This window comes from Streptomyces sp. NBC_00316 (genome assembly GCF_036158715.1).
GTDB lineage: Bacteria > Actinomycetota > Actinomycetes > Streptomycetales > Streptomycetaceae > Streptomyces.
Genome location: NZ_CP108023.1, coordinates 2,274,300 through 2,292,403, shown reverse-complemented (window position 1 = coordinate 2,292,403; position 18,104 = coordinate 2,274,300). Strand labels below are relative to the sequence as shown.

General features: G+C 71.4%; 16 protein-coding genes. 12 read left to right on the top strand and 4 right to left on the bottom strand.

All coding sequences use genetic code 11. The annotated features are described in order from the left end of the window. Positions 1 to 35: 35 nt before the first annotated feature. Both argF and OG878_RS10070 read left to right on the top strand, forming a co-directional pair. Complete coding sequence (gene argF / locus OG878_RS10075; protein WP_328886464.1) at positions 36 to 1,040, top strand: ornithine carbamoyltransferase; 1,005 nt, start codon at positions 36 to 38, stop codon at positions 1,038 to 1,040. A 235-nt stretch (positions 1,041 to 1,275) separates the two neighbouring features. Beyond that, on the top strand, positions 1,276 to 2,715 hold the full coding sequence (locus tag OG878_RS10070; protein ID WP_443049085.1) for an amino acid permease: 1,440 nt from the start codon (positions 1,276 to 1,278) through the stop codon (positions 2,713 to 2,715). Between the two features lie 85 nt (positions 2,716 to 2,800). On the opposite strand, the gene OG878_RS10065 is transcribed toward OG878_RS10070, so the two are convergent. Next, complete coding sequence (locus tag OG878_RS10065) at positions 2,801 to 3,235, bottom strand: ATP-binding protein (RefSeq protein WP_328886463.1); 435 nt, start codon at positions 3,233 to 3,235, stop codon at positions 2,801 to 2,803. A 237-nt stretch (positions 3,236 to 3,472) separates the two neighbouring features. Here OG878_RS10065 and OG878_RS10060 point away from each other — a divergent pair, with 237 nt between their 5' ends. Further along, positions 3,473 to 4,300 (top strand): enoyl-CoA hydratase family protein, encoded by an 828-nt coding sequence (locus OG878_RS10060; RefSeq protein ID WP_328886462.1) that lies wholly within the window; start codon positions 3,473 to 3,475, stop codon positions 4,298 to 4,300. Positions 4,301 to 4,304: 4 nt separating this feature from the next. Next, the gene (locus OG878_RS10055) at positions 4,305 to 6,587 is read left to right on the top strand and encodes a bifunctional salicylyl-CoA 5-hydroxylase/oxidoreductase (RefSeq protein WP_328886461.1); all 2,283 of its coding nucleotides are present in this window, start codon (positions 4,305 to 4,307) and stop codon (positions 6,585 to 6,587) included. On the opposite strand, the gene OG878_RS10050 is transcribed toward OG878_RS10055, so the two are convergent. The 3 genes from OG878_RS10050 to OG878_RS10040 form a co-directional block, all read right to left on the bottom strand. Beyond that, positions 6,574 to 7,044 (bottom strand): hypothetical protein, encoded by a 471-nt coding sequence (locus OG878_RS10050; protein WP_328886460.1) that lies wholly within the window; start codon positions 7,042 to 7,044, stop codon positions 6,574 to 6,576. The two genes, OG878_RS10055 and OG878_RS10050, sit on opposite strands and share 14 nt — an antisense overlap. Positions 7,045 to 7,191: 147 nt before the next feature. Continuing rightward, complete coding sequence (locus OG878_RS10045; RefSeq protein WP_328886459.1) at positions 7,192 to 8,019, bottom strand: PaaX family transcriptional regulator; 828 nt, start codon at positions 8,017 to 8,019, stop codon at positions 7,192 to 7,194. A 4-nt stretch (positions 8,020 to 8,023) separates the two neighbouring features. Beyond that, positions 8,024 to 9,649, bottom strand: a complete 1,626-nt coding sequence (locus OG878_RS10040; RefSeq protein ID WP_328886458.1) for an AMP-binding protein — start codon at positions 9,647 to 9,649, stop codon at positions 8,024 to 8,026. Between the two features lie 87 nt (positions 9,650 to 9,736). Between OG878_RS10040 and OG878_RS10035 the strand changes: the two genes are divergently transcribed. From OG878_RS10035 to mnhG, 8 genes are all read left to right on the top strand, one after another. Beyond that, on the top strand, positions 9,737 to 10,903 hold the full coding sequence (locus OG878_RS10035; protein ID WP_328886457.1) for an acyl-CoA dehydrogenase family protein: 1,167 nt from the start codon (positions 9,737 to 9,739) through the stop codon (positions 10,901 to 10,903). Next, positions 10,900 to 11,301 (top strand): RidA family protein, encoded by a 402-nt coding sequence (locus tag OG878_RS10030; RefSeq protein WP_328886456.1) that lies wholly within the window; start codon positions 10,900 to 10,902, stop codon positions 11,299 to 11,301. The genes OG878_RS10035 and OG878_RS10030 overlap by 4 nt, the downstream gene beginning before the upstream one ends. Before the next feature lie 274 nt (positions 11,302 to 11,575). Beyond that, the gene (locus OG878_RS10025; RefSeq protein WP_328886455.1) at positions 11,576 to 14,548 is read left to right on the top strand and encodes a Na+/H+ antiporter subunit A; all 2,973 of its coding nucleotides are present in this window, start codon (positions 11,576 to 11,578) and stop codon (positions 14,546 to 14,548) included. Next, positions 14,545 to 15,144, top strand: coding sequence for a Na(+)/H(+) antiporter subunit C (locus tag OG878_RS10020; RefSeq protein WP_328886454.1), 600 nt, complete (start codon positions 14,545 to 14,547; stop codon positions 15,142 to 15,144). Before OG878_RS10025 ends, OG878_RS10020 begins: the two co-directional genes overlap by 4 nt. Then, positions 15,141 to 16,796, top strand: a complete 1,656-nt coding sequence (locus OG878_RS10015) for a Na+/H+ antiporter subunit D (protein ID WP_328886453.1) — start codon at positions 15,141 to 15,143, stop codon at positions 16,794 to 16,796. The genes OG878_RS10020 and OG878_RS10015 overlap by 4 nt, the downstream gene beginning before the upstream one ends. Beyond that, on the top strand, positions 16,793 to 17,440 hold the full coding sequence (locus OG878_RS10010; RefSeq protein ID WP_328886452.1) for a Na+/H+ antiporter subunit E: 648 nt from the start codon (positions 16,793 to 16,795) through the stop codon (positions 17,438 to 17,440). The genes OG878_RS10015 and OG878_RS10010 overlap by 4 nt, the downstream gene beginning before the upstream one ends. Further along, positions 17,437 to 17,754 (top strand): monovalent cation/H+ antiporter complex subunit F, encoded by a 318-nt coding sequence (locus OG878_RS10005; RefSeq protein WP_328886451.1) that lies wholly within the window; start codon positions 17,437 to 17,439, stop codon positions 17,752 to 17,754. The genes OG878_RS10010 and OG878_RS10005 overlap by 4 nt, the downstream gene beginning before the upstream one ends. After that, positions 17,751 to 18,104 (top strand): monovalent cation/H(+) antiporter subunit G, encoded by a 354-nt coding sequence (mnhG, locus tag OG878_RS10000; protein WP_328886450.1) that lies wholly within the window; start codon positions 17,751 to 17,753, stop codon positions 18,102 to 18,104. Before OG878_RS10005 ends, mnhG begins: the two co-directional genes overlap by 4 nt.

The window sequence follows — 18,104 nt, the reverse complement described above, 5'->3', positions numbered from 1 at the left end:
CCGTGCGATCTCCGCCCGACCCAGGAGCAGCCACCATGGCCATAGACCTCGCAGGCCGCCACTTCCTCAAGGAGCTGGACTTCACGGCCGAGGAGTTCCGCGGTCTGATCGACCTGGCCGCCGAACTCAAGGCCGCCAAGAAGGCGGGCACCGAGGTGCAGCGGCTGCGCGGCAGGAACATCGCGCTGATCTTCGAGAAGACCTCGACCCGCACCCGTTGTGCCTTCGAGGTCGCCGCCGCCGACCAGGGCGCCGCCACGACATATCTCGACCCGGCCGGCTCCCAGATGGGACACAAGGAGTCCGTGAAGGACACCGCCCGCGTCCTCGGCCGGATGTTCGACGGCATCGAGTACCGCGGTGACAGCCAGGCTGCCGTCGAGGAGCTGGCGGCGTACGGCGGAGTTCCCGTCTTCAACGGGCTCACCGACGACTGGCACCCGACCCAGATGCTCGCCGACGTCCTCACGATGACCGAGCACAGCGACAAGCCGCTGGAGCGGATCGCCTTCGCCTACCTCGGTGATGCCCGCTTCAACATGGGCAACTCGTACCTGGTCACAGGTGCGCTGCTCGGCATGGATGTCCGGATAGTCGCCCCGAAGGCCTACTGGCCGTCCGAGGAGATCGTCGCGGAGGCCCACCGGCTCGCCGAGTCCAGCGGTGCGACCGTCACCCTCACCGAGGAGATCGCCGAGGGTGTCCGCGGTGCCGACTTCGTCGTCACCGATGTCTGGGTCTCCATGGGGGAACCCAAGGAGGTCTGGGACGAGCGCATCACGGCCCTCGCGCCGTACGCCGTCACCATGGACGTCCTGAACGCCACGGGCAACGCCGACGTGAAGTTCATGCACTGCCTCCCGGCCTACCACGACCTCGGCACCAAGGTCGGCCGCGAGATCCACGCCAGCCACGGTCTGACCGAGCTGGAGGTCACGGACGAGGTCTTCGAATCCGCGCACTCGGTCGTGTTCGACGAGGCCGAGAACCGGATGCACACGATCAAGGCCGTTCTGGTGGCGACCCTGGCCGGCGCCTGACCGGCACGGCCGGGACGGCGCGGCGCACGGCCGCGTCAGCACCGCGGAGCTGCATGATCATGCGCCCAATTGGGTGAACATGCGGAGAAGTGGCTACCATGGTTCCACTTGGTGGGGTTCGAGCTCGCACGCTCGAGCCCCATTTTCGTGCGGCCCCCTCGCAGGGCCGGAGCCCCCCCACCCGCTCCGTGCGCACGAGCCCCCCACGCGCTCCACCAGAGAAGAGATCATCCCCGTGAGCCCGCTCCGCCCGCCGAGTCTGTCCCCCCGGACCGGTCTGCGCATCAAGAGTCCCGACCAGCTGGTCGCCGAATCCGGCACCGACCTCGAGGGGCACGGCCTCAAGCGCACCATGGGCCTGTTCCAGCTCGTGTGCTTCGGCATCGGCGCGATCGTCGGCACCGGCATCTTCGTCGGCCTCTCCGACAGCGTCGCCGAGGCCGGCCCCGCGGTCGTCCTCTCCTTCGTCCTCGCCGCGATCACCTGTGTCTTCACGGCGTTCTCCTTCGCCGAGCTGGGCGGCGCGATCCCCGTCTCCGGCAGCTCGTACTCCTTCGCCTACGCGACCCTCGGCGAACGCATCGCGTTCCTCGTCGGCTGGTGCCTCCTGCTGGAGTACGGCATCTCCGTCTCCGCGGTCGCGGTCGGCTGGAGCCAGTACGTCAACGAACTGCTGAACACCCTCGTCGGCTGGCACCTGCCCACCGCCCTGTCCGCAGGGCCGGGCGAGGGTGGCGTGATCAATCTTCCCGCCGTCCTGGTGATCATGATGGCCGCCACCCTGCTGGTGCGCGGTGTCCGGGAGAGCGCGCGCGCCACGGCCGCGATGGCGATCCTCAAGATCGGCATTCTGATCGCCTTCTGTGCCATCGCGTTCACCGCCTTCGAGGCCGGCAACCTCACGCCGTTCGCCACCCACGGCACGGCGGGGGTCACCGCCGGTGCCTCGCTGGCGTTCTTCTCGTACATCGGCTTCGACGCCATCACCACCGCGGGCGAAGAGGTCAAGAACCCCCGGCGGAACATCCCGATCGCGATCCTGATCTGCATCGGCGTCGCCACCCTGCTCTACTGCGTGGTCGCCCTCACGGCCATCGGCGCACTCGGCGCGGACGCCGTCTCCGACAAGCCGGCCGCACTCTCGCTGATCGTCGACCAGGTCACCGACTCGACGGTCGGCGGCGGCATCATCGCGTTCGGCGCGGTCGTGGCCATCGCGTCGGTCGTGCTCACGGTGATGTACGGGCAGACCCGCATCCTGATGTCGATGTCCCGTGACGGTCTGGTCCCGCGCGTCTTCGAGCGTGTCTCGCCGCGGACATCGACTCCGGTCGCCAACACCTGGATCGTGGCGACCGTCTTCGCCGTCCCGGCGGCGTTCGCGTCCCTGGACGTGGTGGTGAATCTGACGACCATCGGCACGCTCGCCATCATGGTGGCGGTCAATGTCGCGGTGATCGCGCTGCGCCGCAGCAACCCGGGGCTGAAGCGCTCCTTCCGGGTGCCGTTCTACCCGGTCAGCCCGATCCTGGGCGTCCTCTTCTGCCTCTATCTGATGTACGGGACCGGCTGGGCGACGTGGGTGCAGTTCGCCGTCTTCCTGATGGTCGGCGCGGCGGTGTACGCCGGCTACAGCCGGAGCCGCTCGCGGCTGGCCGCCGCGGATCAGGACTGACGGGCGCCGAGGAGGCCCCGAGGGGCACGGTGGGGCGGCGCCGCGGACGCGCTGAAGGGCGGTGAGGGGCGCTGGGAAGCGCCCCTCACCGCCCCTGCTGATGCGGCAGCCTGAACCACACGGCCTTGCCGTGTTCCGTCGTGCGATGACCGCAGGACGAGCTGAGCGTACGGATCAGCAACAGGCCGCGACCGTGTTCCTGCCACGGGTCCGGCGGCTCGCTGCCCGGCCGCGGCCGGGAAAGATCGCCCGGCGGGGCCGGGTCGCGGTCGTGGACCTCGACCTGGCAGGAGGTCTCCAGAAGCTCCACCACCAGCTCGACGGGCTCGTCGCCGCCGGTGTGCTTCACGGCGTTGGCGACCAGCTCCGCGGTGAGGAGCTCGGCGGTGTCGGTCGTGCCGGCGGGGGAGTCGATGTCCGCCAGTGCCGTACGGATCAGGCCGCGCGCGATGGGCACTGCGGCTGTGGAGTGCGGCAGCGCGATCCGCCAGGAGGCGGGCATCGGTCCATCGGGCGGCAAGGCGGAGGTCCGTTCCGGAGGCAAGGCGGTCCGGAGCTCGTGATGTCTGGAGCTCAAGACTTCTTGCTTTCAACCATACGAAGCGCAACGTCACAGACAAGGGACTGCGGTCCGTTCCTGACGGGACCTTCGCCACATCCCCGGAGCGCCCTTATCGCGTACTCGTGACGGGAGTCACGTAATGGTGATAACTTCGAGAGCAGATAGCAGCCCGACGGCTGAAGGGGACCACCCTCCATGAGCCCGTTTCCCAGCTCCGCCCGCCGAACCGAGGACTGGCGTCATCTGCGGCTGACGACGGCCGACGGCGTCGCCACCGTCACCCTGGCCCGACCCGAGAAACTCAACGCGCTCACTTTCGGTGCCTATGCCGACCTGCGCGATCTCCTTGCCGAGCTGTCCCGGGAACGCTCCGTGCGCGCCCTCGTGCTGGCCGGTGAGGGGCGCGGCTTCTGCTCCGGCGGCGATGTCGACGAGATCATCGGCGCCACGCTCGCGATGGACACCGCGCAGCTGCTCGATTTCAACCGCATGACGGGACAGGTCGTACGGGCGCTGCGCGAATGCCCGTTCCCCGTCATCGCCGCCGTGCACGGCGTCGCCGCGGGGGCCGGTGCGGTTCTCGCGCTCGCCGCCGACTTCCGTGTCGCCGACCCGTCCGCCCGGTTCGCCTTCCTCTTCACCCGGGTCGGGCTCTCCGGCGGCGACATGGGGGCGGCCTATCTCCTGCCGCGCGTCGTCGGCCTCGGCCATGCCACCCGGCTGCTGATGCTCGGCGAACCGGTCCGTGCCCCCGAGGCGGAGCGCATCGGGCTGATCAGCGAGCTGGCCGAAGAGGGCCGGGCGGACGCCCGCGCCGCGGAACTCGCCCGCCGCCTCGCCGAGGGCCCGGCCCTCGCCCTCGCCCAGACCAAGGCACTGCTCACCGCCGAACTCGACATGCCGCTGGCCGCCGCCGTCGAAATGGACGCCGCCACCCAGGCCCTTCTGATGCACGGCGACGACTACGCCGAGTTCCATGCCGCGTTCACGGAGAAGCGGCCGCCGAAATGGCAGGGCAGGTAGCGCCATGAAGTCCGACACGCGGCGGATTGCGGTCATCGGTGGCGGCCCCGGCGGGCTGTACGCCGCGGCCCTCCTCAAGCGCCTGGACCCCGAGCGCTCCGTCACCGTCTGGGAACGCAACGCCCCCGACGACACCTTCGGTTTCGGCGTCGTCCTCTCCGACGAGACGCTCGGCGGCATCGAACACGCCGACCCCGTGGTGTACCGGGCGCTCCAGGCCGAATTCGTACGGTGGGACGATATCGACATCATCCACCGCGGCCGGACCCAGACGTCCGGCGGTCACGGCTTCGCGGCGCTGGGCCGCCGCCGGCTCCTGGAGATCCTGCACGAGCGCTGCGCGTCCCTCGGGGTACGGCTCCGCTTCCGCGCCGACGCCCCCTCCGCGGCCGAGCTCGCCGCGACGCACGACCTGGTGATCGCCGCCGACGGGGTGCACAGCACCACCCGCGAGGCGCATGCGGGCATCTTCCGGCCCATCGTCACCACCCACCGCAACCGCTATATCTGGCTCGCCGCGGACTTCGCGTTCGACGCCTTCCGCTTCGAGATCGCCGAGACCGAACACGGCGTGATGCAGCTGCACGCCTACCCCTACGCGGCCCGTGCTTCCACCGTCATCGTCGAGATGCGCGAGGAGGTCTGGCGGGCGGCCGGTTTCGACGCCATGGACACCGTCGCATCGACGGAACGCTGCGGCAAGATCTTCGCCGACGCCCTCGGCGGCCGCCCGCTGCGCTCCAACAACTCCTCCTGGCTCACCTTCCGCACGGTCGTCAACGCCCACTGGTCGCACGGCAACACGGTCCTCATCGGCGACGCCGCCCACACCGCCCACTTCTCCATCGGCTCCGGCACCAAGCTCGCCGTCGAGGACGCCCTGGCGCTCGCCGCCTGCATCGAGGAACAGCCGGACCTGCCCGCCGCCCTCGCCGCGTACGAGACCGAACGCCGGCCCGTCGTCGAATCGACGCAGCGCGCCGCCGCGGCGAGCCTGCGCTGGTTCGAGGAGCTGGGTACGTATGTCGACCAGGCACCCCGCCAGTTCGCCTTCAACCTCCTCACCCGCAGCCGCCGCGTCACCCACGACAATCTGCGGCTGCGCGACGCCGGCTTCACGGCCGCCGTCGAGGAGGAGTTCGGCTGCGCCCCCGGGACCCCGCCCATGTTCACCCCGCTGCGGCTGCGCGGCCTGGAACTGCGCAACCGCATCGTCGTCTCACCGATGGACATGTACTCCGCCGTCGACGGCGTCCCCGGCGACTTCCACCTCGTCCACCTGGGCGCCCGCGCCCTCGGCGGCGCCGGCCTCGTCATGACCGAGATGGTGTGCGTCAGCGCCGAGGGCCGCATCACCCCCGGCTGCACCGGCCTCTACACCCCCGAACAGGCCGCCGCCTGGAGCCGGATCACCGACTTCGTCCATACCTCCGCCCCCGGCACGGCGCTCGGCATCCAGCTGGGCCACGCCGGCCGCAAGGGCTCCACCCGGCTGATGTGGGAGGGCATCGACCAGCCGCTCGACGCGGGCAACTGGCCGCTGTCCGCAGCCTCCGCGATCCCGTACCGGGAAGGCGTCAACCAGGTCCCGCACGCACTGGACCGGGCCGGGCTCGACGTGATCCGCAGCCAGTTCGCCGCGGCCGCCCGGCATGCCGCCACCTGCGACTTCGACCTGCTCGAACTCCACTGCGCCCACGGATACCTGCTCTCCGGATTCCTCTCCCCGCTCACCAACCACCGCACCGACGGCTACGGCGGGCCGCTGACGAACCGGCTCCGCTTCCCCCTCGAAGTCTTCGACGCGGTCCGCGCGCAGTGGCCCGAAGACCGGCCCATGACCGTCCGCATCTCGGCGACCGACTGGGCCGACGGCGGCACGACGGCCGACGACGCCGTCGAGATCGCCCGCGCGTTCGTCGCGCACGGCGCCGACGCCATCGACGTCTCCACCGGCCAGGTCGTCCCCGACGAACGCCCCGAGTACGGCCGCTCGTACCAGACCCCGTACGCCGACCGCATCCGCAACGCCCTGGTCGTTCCCGTCATCGCGGTCGGCGCGATCTCCTCCTGGGACGACGCCAACTCACTGCTGCTGGCCGGCCGCGCCGATCTCTGCGCCATGGCCCGCCCGCATCTCTACGACCCCCACTGGACCCTGCACGCCGCGGCCGAACAGGGCTACAGCGGCCCCGGCGCCCCGTGGCCGATGCCGTACCGCGCGGGCAGCCGCACACCGCCGACCGGCCGCACGGACGCACCGAAGCCACGGCTCACCCTGGGGTGAGCGCCCCGCCGGTCAAGCAGTCGTGGCAGCGGCAGGGGGTGGGGTGGGGCACGCCGGCCCACCAGGACGCGCGGTACTCGGCCGCCGTCCTTTCGAGCCGGGCGGCGAGCTCCTCGGCGTCCCCCCGGGTGTCCCAGCACCCGCCCACGTCCGCCTCCAGGCAGAGCCGCAGCACGGTCGGGCTGTGGACCGGCACGGCCCGGAACGTGTGCAGATGGCGCGTCGCCATGTCGATCGTGATGTACCTGCCGGTGTGGCGCCCACGCCCGATCGTGGTCAGCGCCTCGTGGCCCGTGCCCGCGTAGGTGTCGATCACATACACCTTCGAGCCGCCCCGGTAGGACTTGGTGCCCGGCCTGAGCTCCTGCCCGCCCTCCCCGTACCGTCGCCACCGCACCACATTCGCGGCGATCAGCCGGCCCGGTTCCGGCGGTGTCTCCCCGGCCCCGCCCGTCACTTCGACTCCGCAGTGATCAACAGCCGGTCCGGGACCGGCCGGTGGCCGATGCGCTGAGGGGCACCCTGGCTCGTCGGGTTCCCGAGGTCGGTGAAGGTCAGGGCCATGGTCCATGATGACCAGCCGGGTCCGTGCCGTGCACGTGGTTTACGGGCCGCCCGGCCCACCGCGTACGAACTGCGCCCCCGCGTCCCGCAGCCGGGTGTGCAGCAGCCCGAACACCTCCGCCGACCGGCCCCCCGGCCAGTCCTTCGGCAGCAGCTCCTCCGGCAGTCCGGGATCGGCGTACGGCAGCTGCCGCCAGGAGTCCAGGGCCGTCAGATAGTCGCGGTAGGCGGCCTCCGCCTCCGGCTCGCCGGTGCGCGACTCCCAGGCCCGCAGCACCGGTTCGTGCTGTTCCAGGAAGTCCAGGTGGAGCCCGGCGACGGCGTCCAGGTCCCACCAGCGCGCCACCGACTCGCGCGTGGCGGCGAAGCCGAGGTGCTCCCCGCGGAACAGGTCGACGTACGGAGCGAGTTCCAGCCGCTCCAGGGTGTGCCGGGTCTCGTCGTACAGTGCGGCGGGCGCGATCCACACCCCCGGCGCCGCCGTGCCGAAACCCAGCCGGGAGAGCCGGGAGCGCAGCAGGTGGCGCTTGTGCCGTTCCGCTTCCGGTACGGAGAAGACGGCGAGCACCCACCCGTCCCGCAGCGGTGGCGAAGGGTGCGCGTAGATCCGCCGGTCGCCGTCGTCCAGCAGCTGGCGGGCGTCCGGCGACAGCGCGTACCCGGCCGCGCCGCTCGCGGTCCGTGCCGGTACGAGCAGGCCGCGCCGCTTCAGCCGGGAGACGGAGGAGCGTACGGAGGGGGCGTCGACGCCGACGGCGCTCAGCAGCCGGATCAGCTCGGCCACCGGCAGCGGTGCGTCGCCGGGGGTGCGACCGTAGGCACCGTAGAGGGTGACGATCAGGGATCGGGGGGTGTGCAACTCGGCCACGTGATCACTCTATGGCCTGGCTCGGTCGCGTCTCGGTGCGCAGCCGGAATCGCTGCAGCTTGCCCGTGGCGGTCCGGGGGAGCGTGGGCAGGAACTCGATGACGCGCGGGCACTTGTGCGGCGCCAGTTCGTCCTTCATGTAGGTGCGCAGCTCGTCGGCCGACGGTGCGGCGCCCTCGCGGGGGACCACATACGCCACCACGACCTGGCCGCGCAGCTCGTCGGGCTGCCCGACCACCGCGGCCTCCGCGACCAGGGGGTGGCGCAGCAGGGCGTCCTCGACCTCGGGGCCCGCGATGTTGTACCCGGAGGAGATGATCATGTCGTCGGCGCGGGCGACGTAGTGGAAGTAGCCGTCGCTGTCGCGGGTGTACGTGTCCCCGGTGAAGTTCCAGCCGTGCCGCACGTACTCCGCCTGGCGCGGGTCGGCGAGGTAGCGGCAACCCGTCGGACCGCGCACGGCGAGCAGCCCCGGCTCCCCGTCGGGCACCGGATGGCCGTCCCGGTCCAGCACCCGCGCCTGCCAGCCGGGCACGGGAACCCCGGTGGTGCCGGGGCGGATCGCGTCGTCGGCGGCGGAGATGAAGATGTGCAGCAGTTCGGTGGCCCCTATGCCGTTGATGATGCGCAGACCGGTCCGCTCGTACCAGGACCGCCAGGTGGCCACGGGCAGATTCTCGCCCGCCGAGACGCAGCGGCGCAGCGCGGACAGATCGTGCTCGCCGAGATGGTCGAGCATCACGCGGTACGCGGTCGGGGCGGTGAACAGGACCGAGACGCGGTGGGTTGCCAGCGCGGGCAGCAGCTGCCGCGGACCGGCCTGTTCCAGCAGCAGCGCCGAACCGCCGGCCCGCAGCGGGAAGACCACCAGGCCGCCGAGCCCGAAGGTGAAGCCGAGCGGCGGACTTCCCGCGAACACATCGTCGGGGCCCGGCCGCAGGACGTGGTGCGAGAAGGTGTCGGCGACGGCCAGCAGATCGCGGTGGAAGTGCATACAGCCCTTGGGGCGCCCGGTGGTGCCCGAGGTGAACGCGATCAGCGCGACATCGTCCGCGGCCGTGTCCACAGCCCGGTACGGCCCCGGCCGGTGCTCGGCCAGCCGCAGCAGGTCGTCCGCTCCGTCCCCACCGTACGCCGTGATCCGCAGCCCCGGCACCTGAGCCTTCACCAGGTCGTCGACGAACCGGGCGTCGCACAGCGCATGGCTCACCCGGGCGATCGAACAGATGGTGGCGAGCTCCTGGGCCCGCTGCTGCGCCAGTACGGTGACGGCGATCGCGCCCGCCTTCAGGACGGCGAGCCAGCAGGCGGCCAGATGGGGGGTGGTGAGGCCGCGCAGCAGGACCCGGTTGCCCGGGACGACGCCCAGATCGGAGGTCAGGACATGGGCGATCCGGTCCACCTGGTCCTGGAGCTCCCCGTAGGTCCATGTCGGGCCGTCAGGGGTATGGAAGGCGGGACGGTCGGGTCCGAGACGGGCGACCGTGGTGTCGAGGAGTTCTGCGGCGCTGTTCAACCGGTCCGGATAGTCCAGCTCGGGAAGCCCGAAGACCAGTTCCGGCCACTGGTCCTGGGGTGGCAGATGCTCTCTGGCGAAGCTGTCGATGTGCGCTGAGGTCTTCGGGTCCAAACGGATCGCCCCCTTGTCGCCCTTGGAGCGTATCGTTTGAATGACGGTAGTCAATCCTTCGCGATACGATCCAGGAGAGGCGCCGGTATGTCGGCATTCTCGCTCGATCCGTCACAGACCGCCCGGTGCGAGGAGCTGCGCGCCCTGGCCGAGCAGCAATTGCGCCCCCTCGCAGAGAAGGGCGAACCGGGGCACGTCAACCGCCCGCTCGTCGCCGCCCTCGGCGAACTGGGCCTGCTCGACCGGCTGTTCTCCTCAGGAGCCCTCGAGCTGTGTCTGCTGCGCGAGTCCCTGGCCCGCGGCTGCACGGAGGCCGAGACCGCGCTGGCCCTCCAGGGACTCGGCACGTACCCATTGGTCCAGGCGGGTACCCCGGCCCACCGCGAACGCTGGCTCCCGGAAGTCCGCGCGGGCCGCGCCGTCGCCGCCTTCGCGCTCAGCGAGCCCGGCGCCGGCTCCGACGCGGCGGCGCTCGCTCTCCACGCCGAGCACGCCCGGGACGGCTGGCGGCTGACCGGTGAGAAGTGCTGGATCTCCAACGCCCCCGAGGCCGACTTCTACACCGTCTTCGCCCGTACGACGCCCGGCGCCGGAGCCCGCGGCGTCACCGCCTTCCTGGTCCCCGCGGACCGCCCGGGGCTGACCGGCACCGCGCTCGACATGCTCTCCCCGCACCCCATCGGGGCGCTCGCCTTCGACGGGGTGCCGGTCACGCCCGACGACATGCTCGGCGAACCCGACCGCGGCTTCCGGGTCGCCATGAACACCCTCAACCTGTTCCGCCCCAGCGTCGGCGCCTTCGCCGTCGGCATGGCCCGCGCCGCCCTCGACGCGACGCTGGCCCACACCGCGCGGCGCACCGCGTTCGGCGGCCCGCTCAAGGATCTCCAGGCCGTCTCGCACCAGGTCGCCGAGATGGCCACCCGCACCGAGGCCGCCCGGCTCCTGGTGTACGCGGCCGCGGCGGCGTACGACGCGGGGGAACCGGGGGTGCCGCGCAGAGCGGCGATGGCGAAGCTGTACGCCACGGAGGCGGCGCAGTACGTCGTCGACGCCGCCGTCCAGCTGCACGGCGCCCGCGCACTGCGCCGGGGGCACCTGCTCGAACACCTCTACCGGGAGGTGCGCGCCCCGCGCATCTACGAGGGAGCCAGCGAGGTCCAGCGCACGATCATCGCCAAGGAGCTGTACGCGCCGGCGACGACGCCGGCCGCGCAGCAGGAGCCGTCCGGAAACCAGGAGCCGTCCGTATGAGTCCGATCCACCGGATCAACCCCGCCGAACTGTCGCCGCCCACCGGCTTCTCGCACGCCGTCACGGCCACCGGTGGTCAACTCGTTTTCCTCGCCGGGCAGACCGCCCTCGACCCGAACGGCAAGGTCATCGGCGACACGCTGCCCGAGCAGTTCGCGACGGCCCTCACCAATCTGCTCACCGCCCTGCGCGCGGCCGGTGGCTCCCCGGCCGATCTGGCGCGCGTCACCGTCTATGCCACCGATGTCGCCGACTACCGAGCACACGCATTCGAACTCGGCAGGATCTGGAGGCAGTTGGCGGGACGTGACTACCCGGCCATGGCGGTCGTCGGGGCGGCAAGGCTCTGGGACGAACAGGCGCTCGTCGAGCTCGACGGGATGGCCGTGCTGCCGTGAGCGGACCCGTCGGGCGAGATGCCGCACCCGCCCGGCGAACGCCTCGGCCGGATACATCAGTTCGCCCGTGACCGGGTGAGCGGCGCCCCGTGGCCGTTGCCCGCTGGGCCCCGCGCCGTCACGCGGGGACCCAGCGGGCCGGAATCGGCGCGGCGCGCCGTACGGGTGATGCGGTGCAGGGGATATATCTCTATTTAGTGCCCTCTGCCCGTGATGCTTCGCCCAGCCCCCGGACCGCCTCCGCGGGCGGGCGCGTGACGCCCGCCGGGGCCGTATGACCGCGCTCATCGTCTGCCACTTCGTCGTCGCCGCGTTCGCGGCCCCGCTGATGCGGTGGCTGGGCAGCCGCGGGTTCGTCGTACTCGCGCTGCCGCCCGCGGCCGCCACGGTGTGGGCGGCCACGCAGTGGAACACCGCGGCGTCCGGCGGATCCGTCACCTCGTCCTGGCAATGGATGCCGGCGTACGACGTCTCCGTCGATCTGCGCCTGGACGCGCTCGCCGAACTCATGGTGCTGCTCGCCGCCGGCATCGGCGCGCTCGTCCTGCTCTACTGCGTCTCGTACTTCGCGGACGCCACCCCCGGGCTGGCCGGCTTCGCCGGGAACCTGCTGGCTTTCGCGGGTGCCATGCTCGGCCTCGTCCTCGCGGACGACCTGATCACGCTCTATGTGTTCTGGGAACTGACCACGGTCTTCTCCTACCTGCTGATCGGCCACAGCAGCGAGCAGAAGCACAGCCGCCGCTCCGCACTCCAGGCCCTCACCGTGACCACGCTCGGCGGCCTCGCGATGCTCGTCGGCTTCCTGATCCTCGGTCAGGCGGCCGGTACGTACCGGATCTCCGGGATCCTCGCCGACCCGCCCGCCACGAACCTCGCCGTCTCGGTGGCCGTCGTGCTGATCCTGTGCGGGGCACTGTCGAAGTCGGCGATCTGGCCGTTCAGTCTCTGGCTGCCCAACGCCATGGCCGCGCCCACCCCCGTCAGCGCCTATCTGCACGCCGCGGCCATGGTCAAGGCCGGTGTCTATCTGGTGGCCCGGCTCGCCCCCGGGTTCGCCGACGTCCCCGTCTGGCGCCCCGTCGTTCTGGTCCTCGGCGGTGCGACCATGCTGCTCGGCGGCTGGCGGGCGCTGCGGCTGAACGACCTCAAGCTCGTCCTCGCCTACGGCACCGTCGGTCAGCTCGGCTTCCTCACCCTGCTCGCCGGTGTCGGCAACCGCGACGCCGCTCTCGCCGCCGCGGCGATGATTCTGGCCCACGCCCTGTTCAAGGCCCCGCTGTTCCTGGTCACCGGCATCATCGACCATGCGGCCGGCACCCGCGATCTGCGCAGACTCTCCGGAATCGGCCGGGCGCTGCCGCAGGTCTGCACGGTCGCCGTGCTCGCCGCCTTGTCCATGGCCGCACTGCCCCCGATGCTCGGCTTCGCCGCGAAGGAGGCCGCGCTCGACGCGCTGCTGCACGGCGACACCGCGGACCGCTGGGCGCTCGCCGTCACCGTCGCGGGCTCGGCGCTGACGGTCACGTACACCGCACGGTTCCTCTGGGGCGCGTTCGCCCGTAAGCCCGGGGTCGAGGACACCCCGGTGCACCGGGTCACCTGGGCGTTCCTCGCCCCGCCCGCTCTGCTGGCACTCTGCTGCCTGGTGCTCGGACCGGGCGTCGGCCGGGTCGGCCGGCTGCTCGGCGCGTACGCAGACGAGTTCCCCGTACCCGCGCATCCGTACCACCTCGCGCTCTGGCACGGATTCGGCACGGCCCTGCTGCTCTCGGCCGTCGCCACGGTCGCCGGTGCGGTGGTCTTCGCGGCGCGCGACTCCGTCACCCGGCTCTCCCGGCGGATCGCCTGGCCGACCGCCGACCGGGTCTTCGGGCGTCTGCTCCTCGGCCTGGAACGCACATCGCTGGAGATCACCGGCTTCGTCCAGCGCGGCTCGCTCTCCGTGTACCTCGCCACCACCCTGCTCGTCATGCTCGGCGGACAGCTCGCCGTGCTCGTGGTCGACCGGCCGTGGCACGCGGCGGCGGCGCCACGGCTCTGGGACGTTCCGCTGCAGGGCGCCGTGGCTGCGCTGACCTCTGCGGCCGCGCTGCTCTGTCTCACCGTCAGCCGCCGGATGAAGGCGGTGGTCCTGGCCGGGCTGACGGGGTACGGGACCGCGCTGCTCTTCGTCGTCCAGGGCGGCCCCGATCTGGCGCTCACCCAATTCTGTGTCGAGACCGTGTCGATGATCGTGTTCGTGCTGGTGCTGCGGCGGATGCCGGTGCACTTCCAGGAGTCGGTCAGCAGTTGGCGGCGCGCCGTACGCATCCCCGTGGCGCTGGCCGCGGCGGCCACCCTGAGCGTCGTCGTGTGGGTCGCGGCCGCCGCACGTACGGCCGAGCCCGCCGGCGCCGCCATGGTCGAGGAGACCGCGCACCACGGGCTCAAGGACGTCGTCGCCACGATCCTGGTCGACCTGCGGTCCTGGGACACGATGGGGGAGTCCGCCGTCCTCGCCGCCGCGGCGATCGGCGTGACCAGCCTGATCTATCTGCACCGCCGCACCGAGGGCGCCGGTCCGCGCGAGGACGTACCGGCGCGCACGGCCTGGTCGCTCACGGCACAGGAGCTGACCGGCGTGCCGCACGGCGACGAGGGCGCCCCCGAGCGCAGCTGGCTCGCGGCCGGCGCGACGCTCGCCCCCGAACACCGGTCGATCGTCTTCGAGGTCGTGGCCCGGCTGCTGTTCCACCCGATCCTGGTGCTCTCCGTCTATCTGCTGTTCTGTGCCGAGAACATGCCGGGCGGCGGCTTCGTCGCCGGACTGGTCGCCGGTGTCGGGCTGATCACCCGCTATCTGGCGGGCGGCCGCTTCGAACTCGCCGAGGCCGCACCGCTGCAACCGGGGCTCTTCACCGGCCTCGGGCTGTTCGTCTCCACCGGTGTGGCCCTGCTCGGCCTCTCCCGGGGGACCGTCCTGCACGCCTGGACGTACCACGGCCACCTGCCCGTGTTCGGCACGTTCCACCTGGGCACGCCGGTCCTCTTCGACTTCGGCGTCTATCTGCTGGTGCTGGGCGTGGTGCTGGACATCGTGCGCGCACTCGGCTCCAGGATCGACCGGCAGATCGAGCGGGCGGCGGTGGAGAAGGCGGCAGCCGAACGGGCGCAGGCGAGCCGGCCGGCAGCGGGAGAGGCGCGTTCGGGCGAGGCGGAAGCGGGCCCCGGAACGACGCCGGAGACCGGAGGTGCCCCCGGATGACGGTCAGCGCCTCGCTCCTGGCCACGGCCGCCGTGCTGTGTGCAGTCGGCGGCATCCTCATGCTCACCCGCCCCCTGACCCGCATCCTGCTCGGCGCAGTGATCGCGGGCAACGGGATCAACCTGCTCGTCCTCTCCGCCACCGGATCGGCGGGCAGGGCGCCCCTTCTGTACGGCGTTCCGCTGTGGCAGGTCACCGACCCGCTGCCGCAGGCCATCGCCCTGACCGCGATCGTCATCACCCTCGCCACCACCGCGTTCCTCCTCGCCATGGCGTACCGCAGCCATCAGCTGAACGGCACCGACGAGGTCCACGACGACCTGGAGGACCGGCGTATCGCGCTGCGCGCCGAGGTGCTGGGGGAACGGGACGAACTGCGCGAGCAGTACCGGTCCGCCGCCGAACCCACGGCGGAGGAACGCGCCAGGTACCGGGAGGAACGAAGGCGCCTGAGAGCCCGGCTGCGTGCCGACCGCGCCCTCCAGGCCCGGGGCAGGGACGCCACCGGAGACCTCTGGCACGACGTGCTGGGCGCCGACCCGCAGGACTACGCCGAAGCCCGTACCGAAGACGCGAACCGAGGAGACCCCGGGTGAACGCACTCGTCCCGCTGCCGGTGCTGCTGCCGCTCTGCGCCACCGGGCTGAGCCTGGCCTTCGGTACCCGCCTCAAACAGTTCCAGAGGTTCATCAGCGTCGTCGTGCTCAGCGCCGTGCTCGCGCTCTCCGTCGCCCTGATGATCGCCGCCGACACCCGCGGCCCGCTCACCGTCGACCTCGGCGACTTCGCCCCTCCGGTCGGCATCACTCTGGTCGCCGACCGGCTGTCCGGGCTGATGCTGACGGTCTCCTCGGCCGTCACCCTCTGCGTGCTGGTCTACTCCATCGGCCAGGGCATGGCCGACCGCGACGAAGAGACACCTGTGGCGGTCTTCCACCCGGCGTATCTGATCCTGGTCGCCGGGGTCTCCTGCACTTTCCTCGCCGGTGACCTCGTCAATCTCTATGTCGGCTTCGAGATCATGCTGGTGGCCAGCTTTGTCCTGCTCACCCTCGGCGGCACCGGCCCCAGGGTCCGGGCCGGCTCCACCTACGTGATCATCTCGCTCTTCTCGTCGATGCTGTTCCTCACGGCCATCGCCATGACGTACGCGGCCGCCGGCACCGCCAACCTCGCCCAGCTGGCCGGACGGCTCGGCGAACTCCCGCTCGGGGTGCAGACCCTGATCCAGGCGATGCTGCTGATGGTGTTCGCCATCAAGGCCGCCGTCTTCCCGCTCGCCGCCTGGCTCCCCGACTCCTACCCCACCGCGCCCGCCCCCGTCACCGCCGTCTTCGCGGGTCTGCTCACCAAGGTCGGCGTCTACTGCATGCTGCGTACGGAAACCCTGCTCTTCCCCGGCAACCGGCTCGGCGACCTGCTGATGGCGGCCGCACTCGCCTCGATGGTGATCGGCATCCTGGGAGCCGTCGCCCAGACCGACCTGAAGCGGCTGCTCTCCTTCACCCTCATCAGCCACATCGGTTTCATGGTCTTCGGTATCGGCCTCGCCTCGCAGGACGCATACGGCGGAGCGATCGTCTATGTCGCCCACCACATCACCGTCCAGACGACGCTGTTCCTCGTCGCCGGACTGATCGAGCGCCGTACGGGTACCACCGAGCTCACCCGGATCGGCGGACTGGCCAGGGCCGCCCCGATGCTCGCCGTCCTCTTCTTCGTTCCCGCCATGAACCTCGCCGGGATCCCGCCGCTGTCCGGCTTCATCGGCAAGCTCGGGCTCATGCGGGCCGGTGTCGCCGACGGCGGCGCCTGGGCCTGGATCCTCGTCGTCGGATCGGCGGCGACCAGCCTCCTCACCCTGTACGTGATGGCCAAGGTGTGGAACCTGGCGTTCTGGCGCGCCGCCCCTCCCGGCCAGGCCGCGGACGGCACGGTCCTGGAGTCCGGCGACGAAGACAGCGACGAGGAGAGCGACGCGGGCCCGGACCACATCCCCGGCACCGGCGACGAACCGGCCGTCCCCCGGCACCAGCCCGCCGGGCTCGCGGTGGCGGCCACCCTCCACGGTCATGCCGTCACCACCACGACGAGACTGCCGAAGCCGATGACCGCCGCCACCGCGGCAGCCGTCGCCCTCGGACTCGCCTTCACCGTGCTCGCCGGGCCCCTGACCTCGTACACCGACCGCGCGGCCGCCGAACTCCTCGCGCGCTCCCCCTACATCGAGGCGGTGCTCGGCCGGTGAAACGCTGGATCACGTTCTCCTACCGGAACCCGGACCTGCCGCCCTTCAGCTGCGAATTCGCCGGCCGCCGGCGGCGCGTTCTCGACCTTCCGCTGCTTGCCTGGCTCACCGTCATCTGGGTGCTGCTCTGGTCCAGTCTGAGCTGGGCCAACGTGGTGACCGGCATGGTCGTCGCGGTGGCGGTCTGTCTGGCCTTCCCGCTGCCCCAGGTCGATCTGGGACTCCGGCTGCACCCATGGGGCATCCTGGTCCTCGCCGGCTATCTGCTCTACGACATGTACACCTCGGGCGTGAAGGTCACCCGGCAGATCTTCGTCGGCCTCCCGCACAGGGCCGCCGTCATCGCCGTACCGCTGCGCTGCCGCTCCGACCTGATGCTCGCGGCGACCGCCGTAGCCGTGTCGAACGTGCCCGGCGGAGCGGTCGTCGAGGTACGCCGCGCCACGGCCACCGTCTTCGTCCACGTCCTCGACGCGGACCGGCCCGCCGTGCTCGACGCGGCCAGGCGCTCCGTCTGGCGCATGGAGCGCCTGACGGTGCGGGCCTTCGGTACCCGCGAGGAGATCGCCCGCGTGGCCGAGCCGCCCCCGCCACTGCATCCGCCGGCGCCGCCACGGACGGACGAGCCGGGGGCGGGTTCATGAGTGCGCCAGAGACCGTCGACCAGGTCCTGCTGACCGCCGCGGTCGTGGTGATCGTCATCGCGGGGGCGGCTCTGCTCACCCGGATCTGGCGCGGCCCCTCGATGCTGGACCGGGCGATCTCGCTGGACGTGTGCGCCGCTCTCATCATTGCGGGCCTCGGCGCCAAGTCCGCGATGGCACGGGACGCGTTCTACTTCCCGATCATGCTGGTGCTGGCGTTTCTCGGGTTCACCGGTTCGGTGGGCATCGCCCGTTTCATCGCCGCACGCGACCGGCCGAACAGCAATCGGCAGAAGGAGCAGGGAACGAAGTGAAGGTCTGGCTGCAGATCGCCGACACGGCCGGTGCGGTCCTCGTCCTCCTCGGTGCGGTCATCTGCCTGCTCGGGGTGGTCGGCATGCTCCGGCTGCCGGACGTCCTGTCGCGCAGTCACGCGGCGACGAAACCGCAGAGCCTCGGCCTGCTGCTGGTCCTCGCCGGAGTCGCCCTGCGGCTGCGCAGCGGCATGGACCTCGCCACGCTCGCCCTGATCGGGTTCTTCCAGCTGATGACCGGACCGGTTGCCGCGCACCTGGTGGCGCGCTCGGCGTACCGGACCGGCCAGATCGACCACAGCGAGCTGCTCTTCGACGAACTGGACGCGCAGCTTACCGAAGAGAGCTGA

Coding starts and splice junctions, on each gene's coding strand:
- argF (WP_328886464.1), top strand. CDS start 36: ATGGCCATAGACCTCGCAGGCCGCCACTTCCTCAAGGAGCTGGACTTC.
- OG878_RS10060 (WP_328886462.1), top strand. CDS start 3,473: ATGAGCCCGTTTCCCAGCTCCGCCCGCCGAACCGAGGACTGGCGTCAT.
- OG878_RS10055 (WP_328886461.1), top strand. CDS start 4,305: ATGAAGTCCGACACGCGGCGGATTGCGGTCATCGGTGGCGGCCCCGGC.
- OG878_RS10035 (WP_328886457.1), top strand. CDS start 9,737: ATGTCGGCATTCTCGCTCGATCCGTCACAGACCGCCCGGTGCGAGGAG.
- OG878_RS10030 (WP_328886456.1), top strand. CDS start 10,900: ATGAGTCCGATCCACCGGATCAACCCCGCCGAACTGTCGCCGCCCACC.
- OG878_RS10025 (WP_328886455.1), top strand. CDS start 11,576: ATGACCGCGCTCATCGTCTGCCACTTCGTCGTCGCCGCGTTCGCGGCC.
- OG878_RS10020 (WP_328886454.1), top strand. CDS start 14,545: ATGACGGTCAGCGCCTCGCTCCTGGCCACGGCCGCCGTGCTGTGTGCA.
- OG878_RS10005 (WP_328886451.1), top strand. CDS start 17,437: ATGAGTGCGCCAGAGACCGTCGACCAGGTCCTGCTGACCGCCGCGGTC.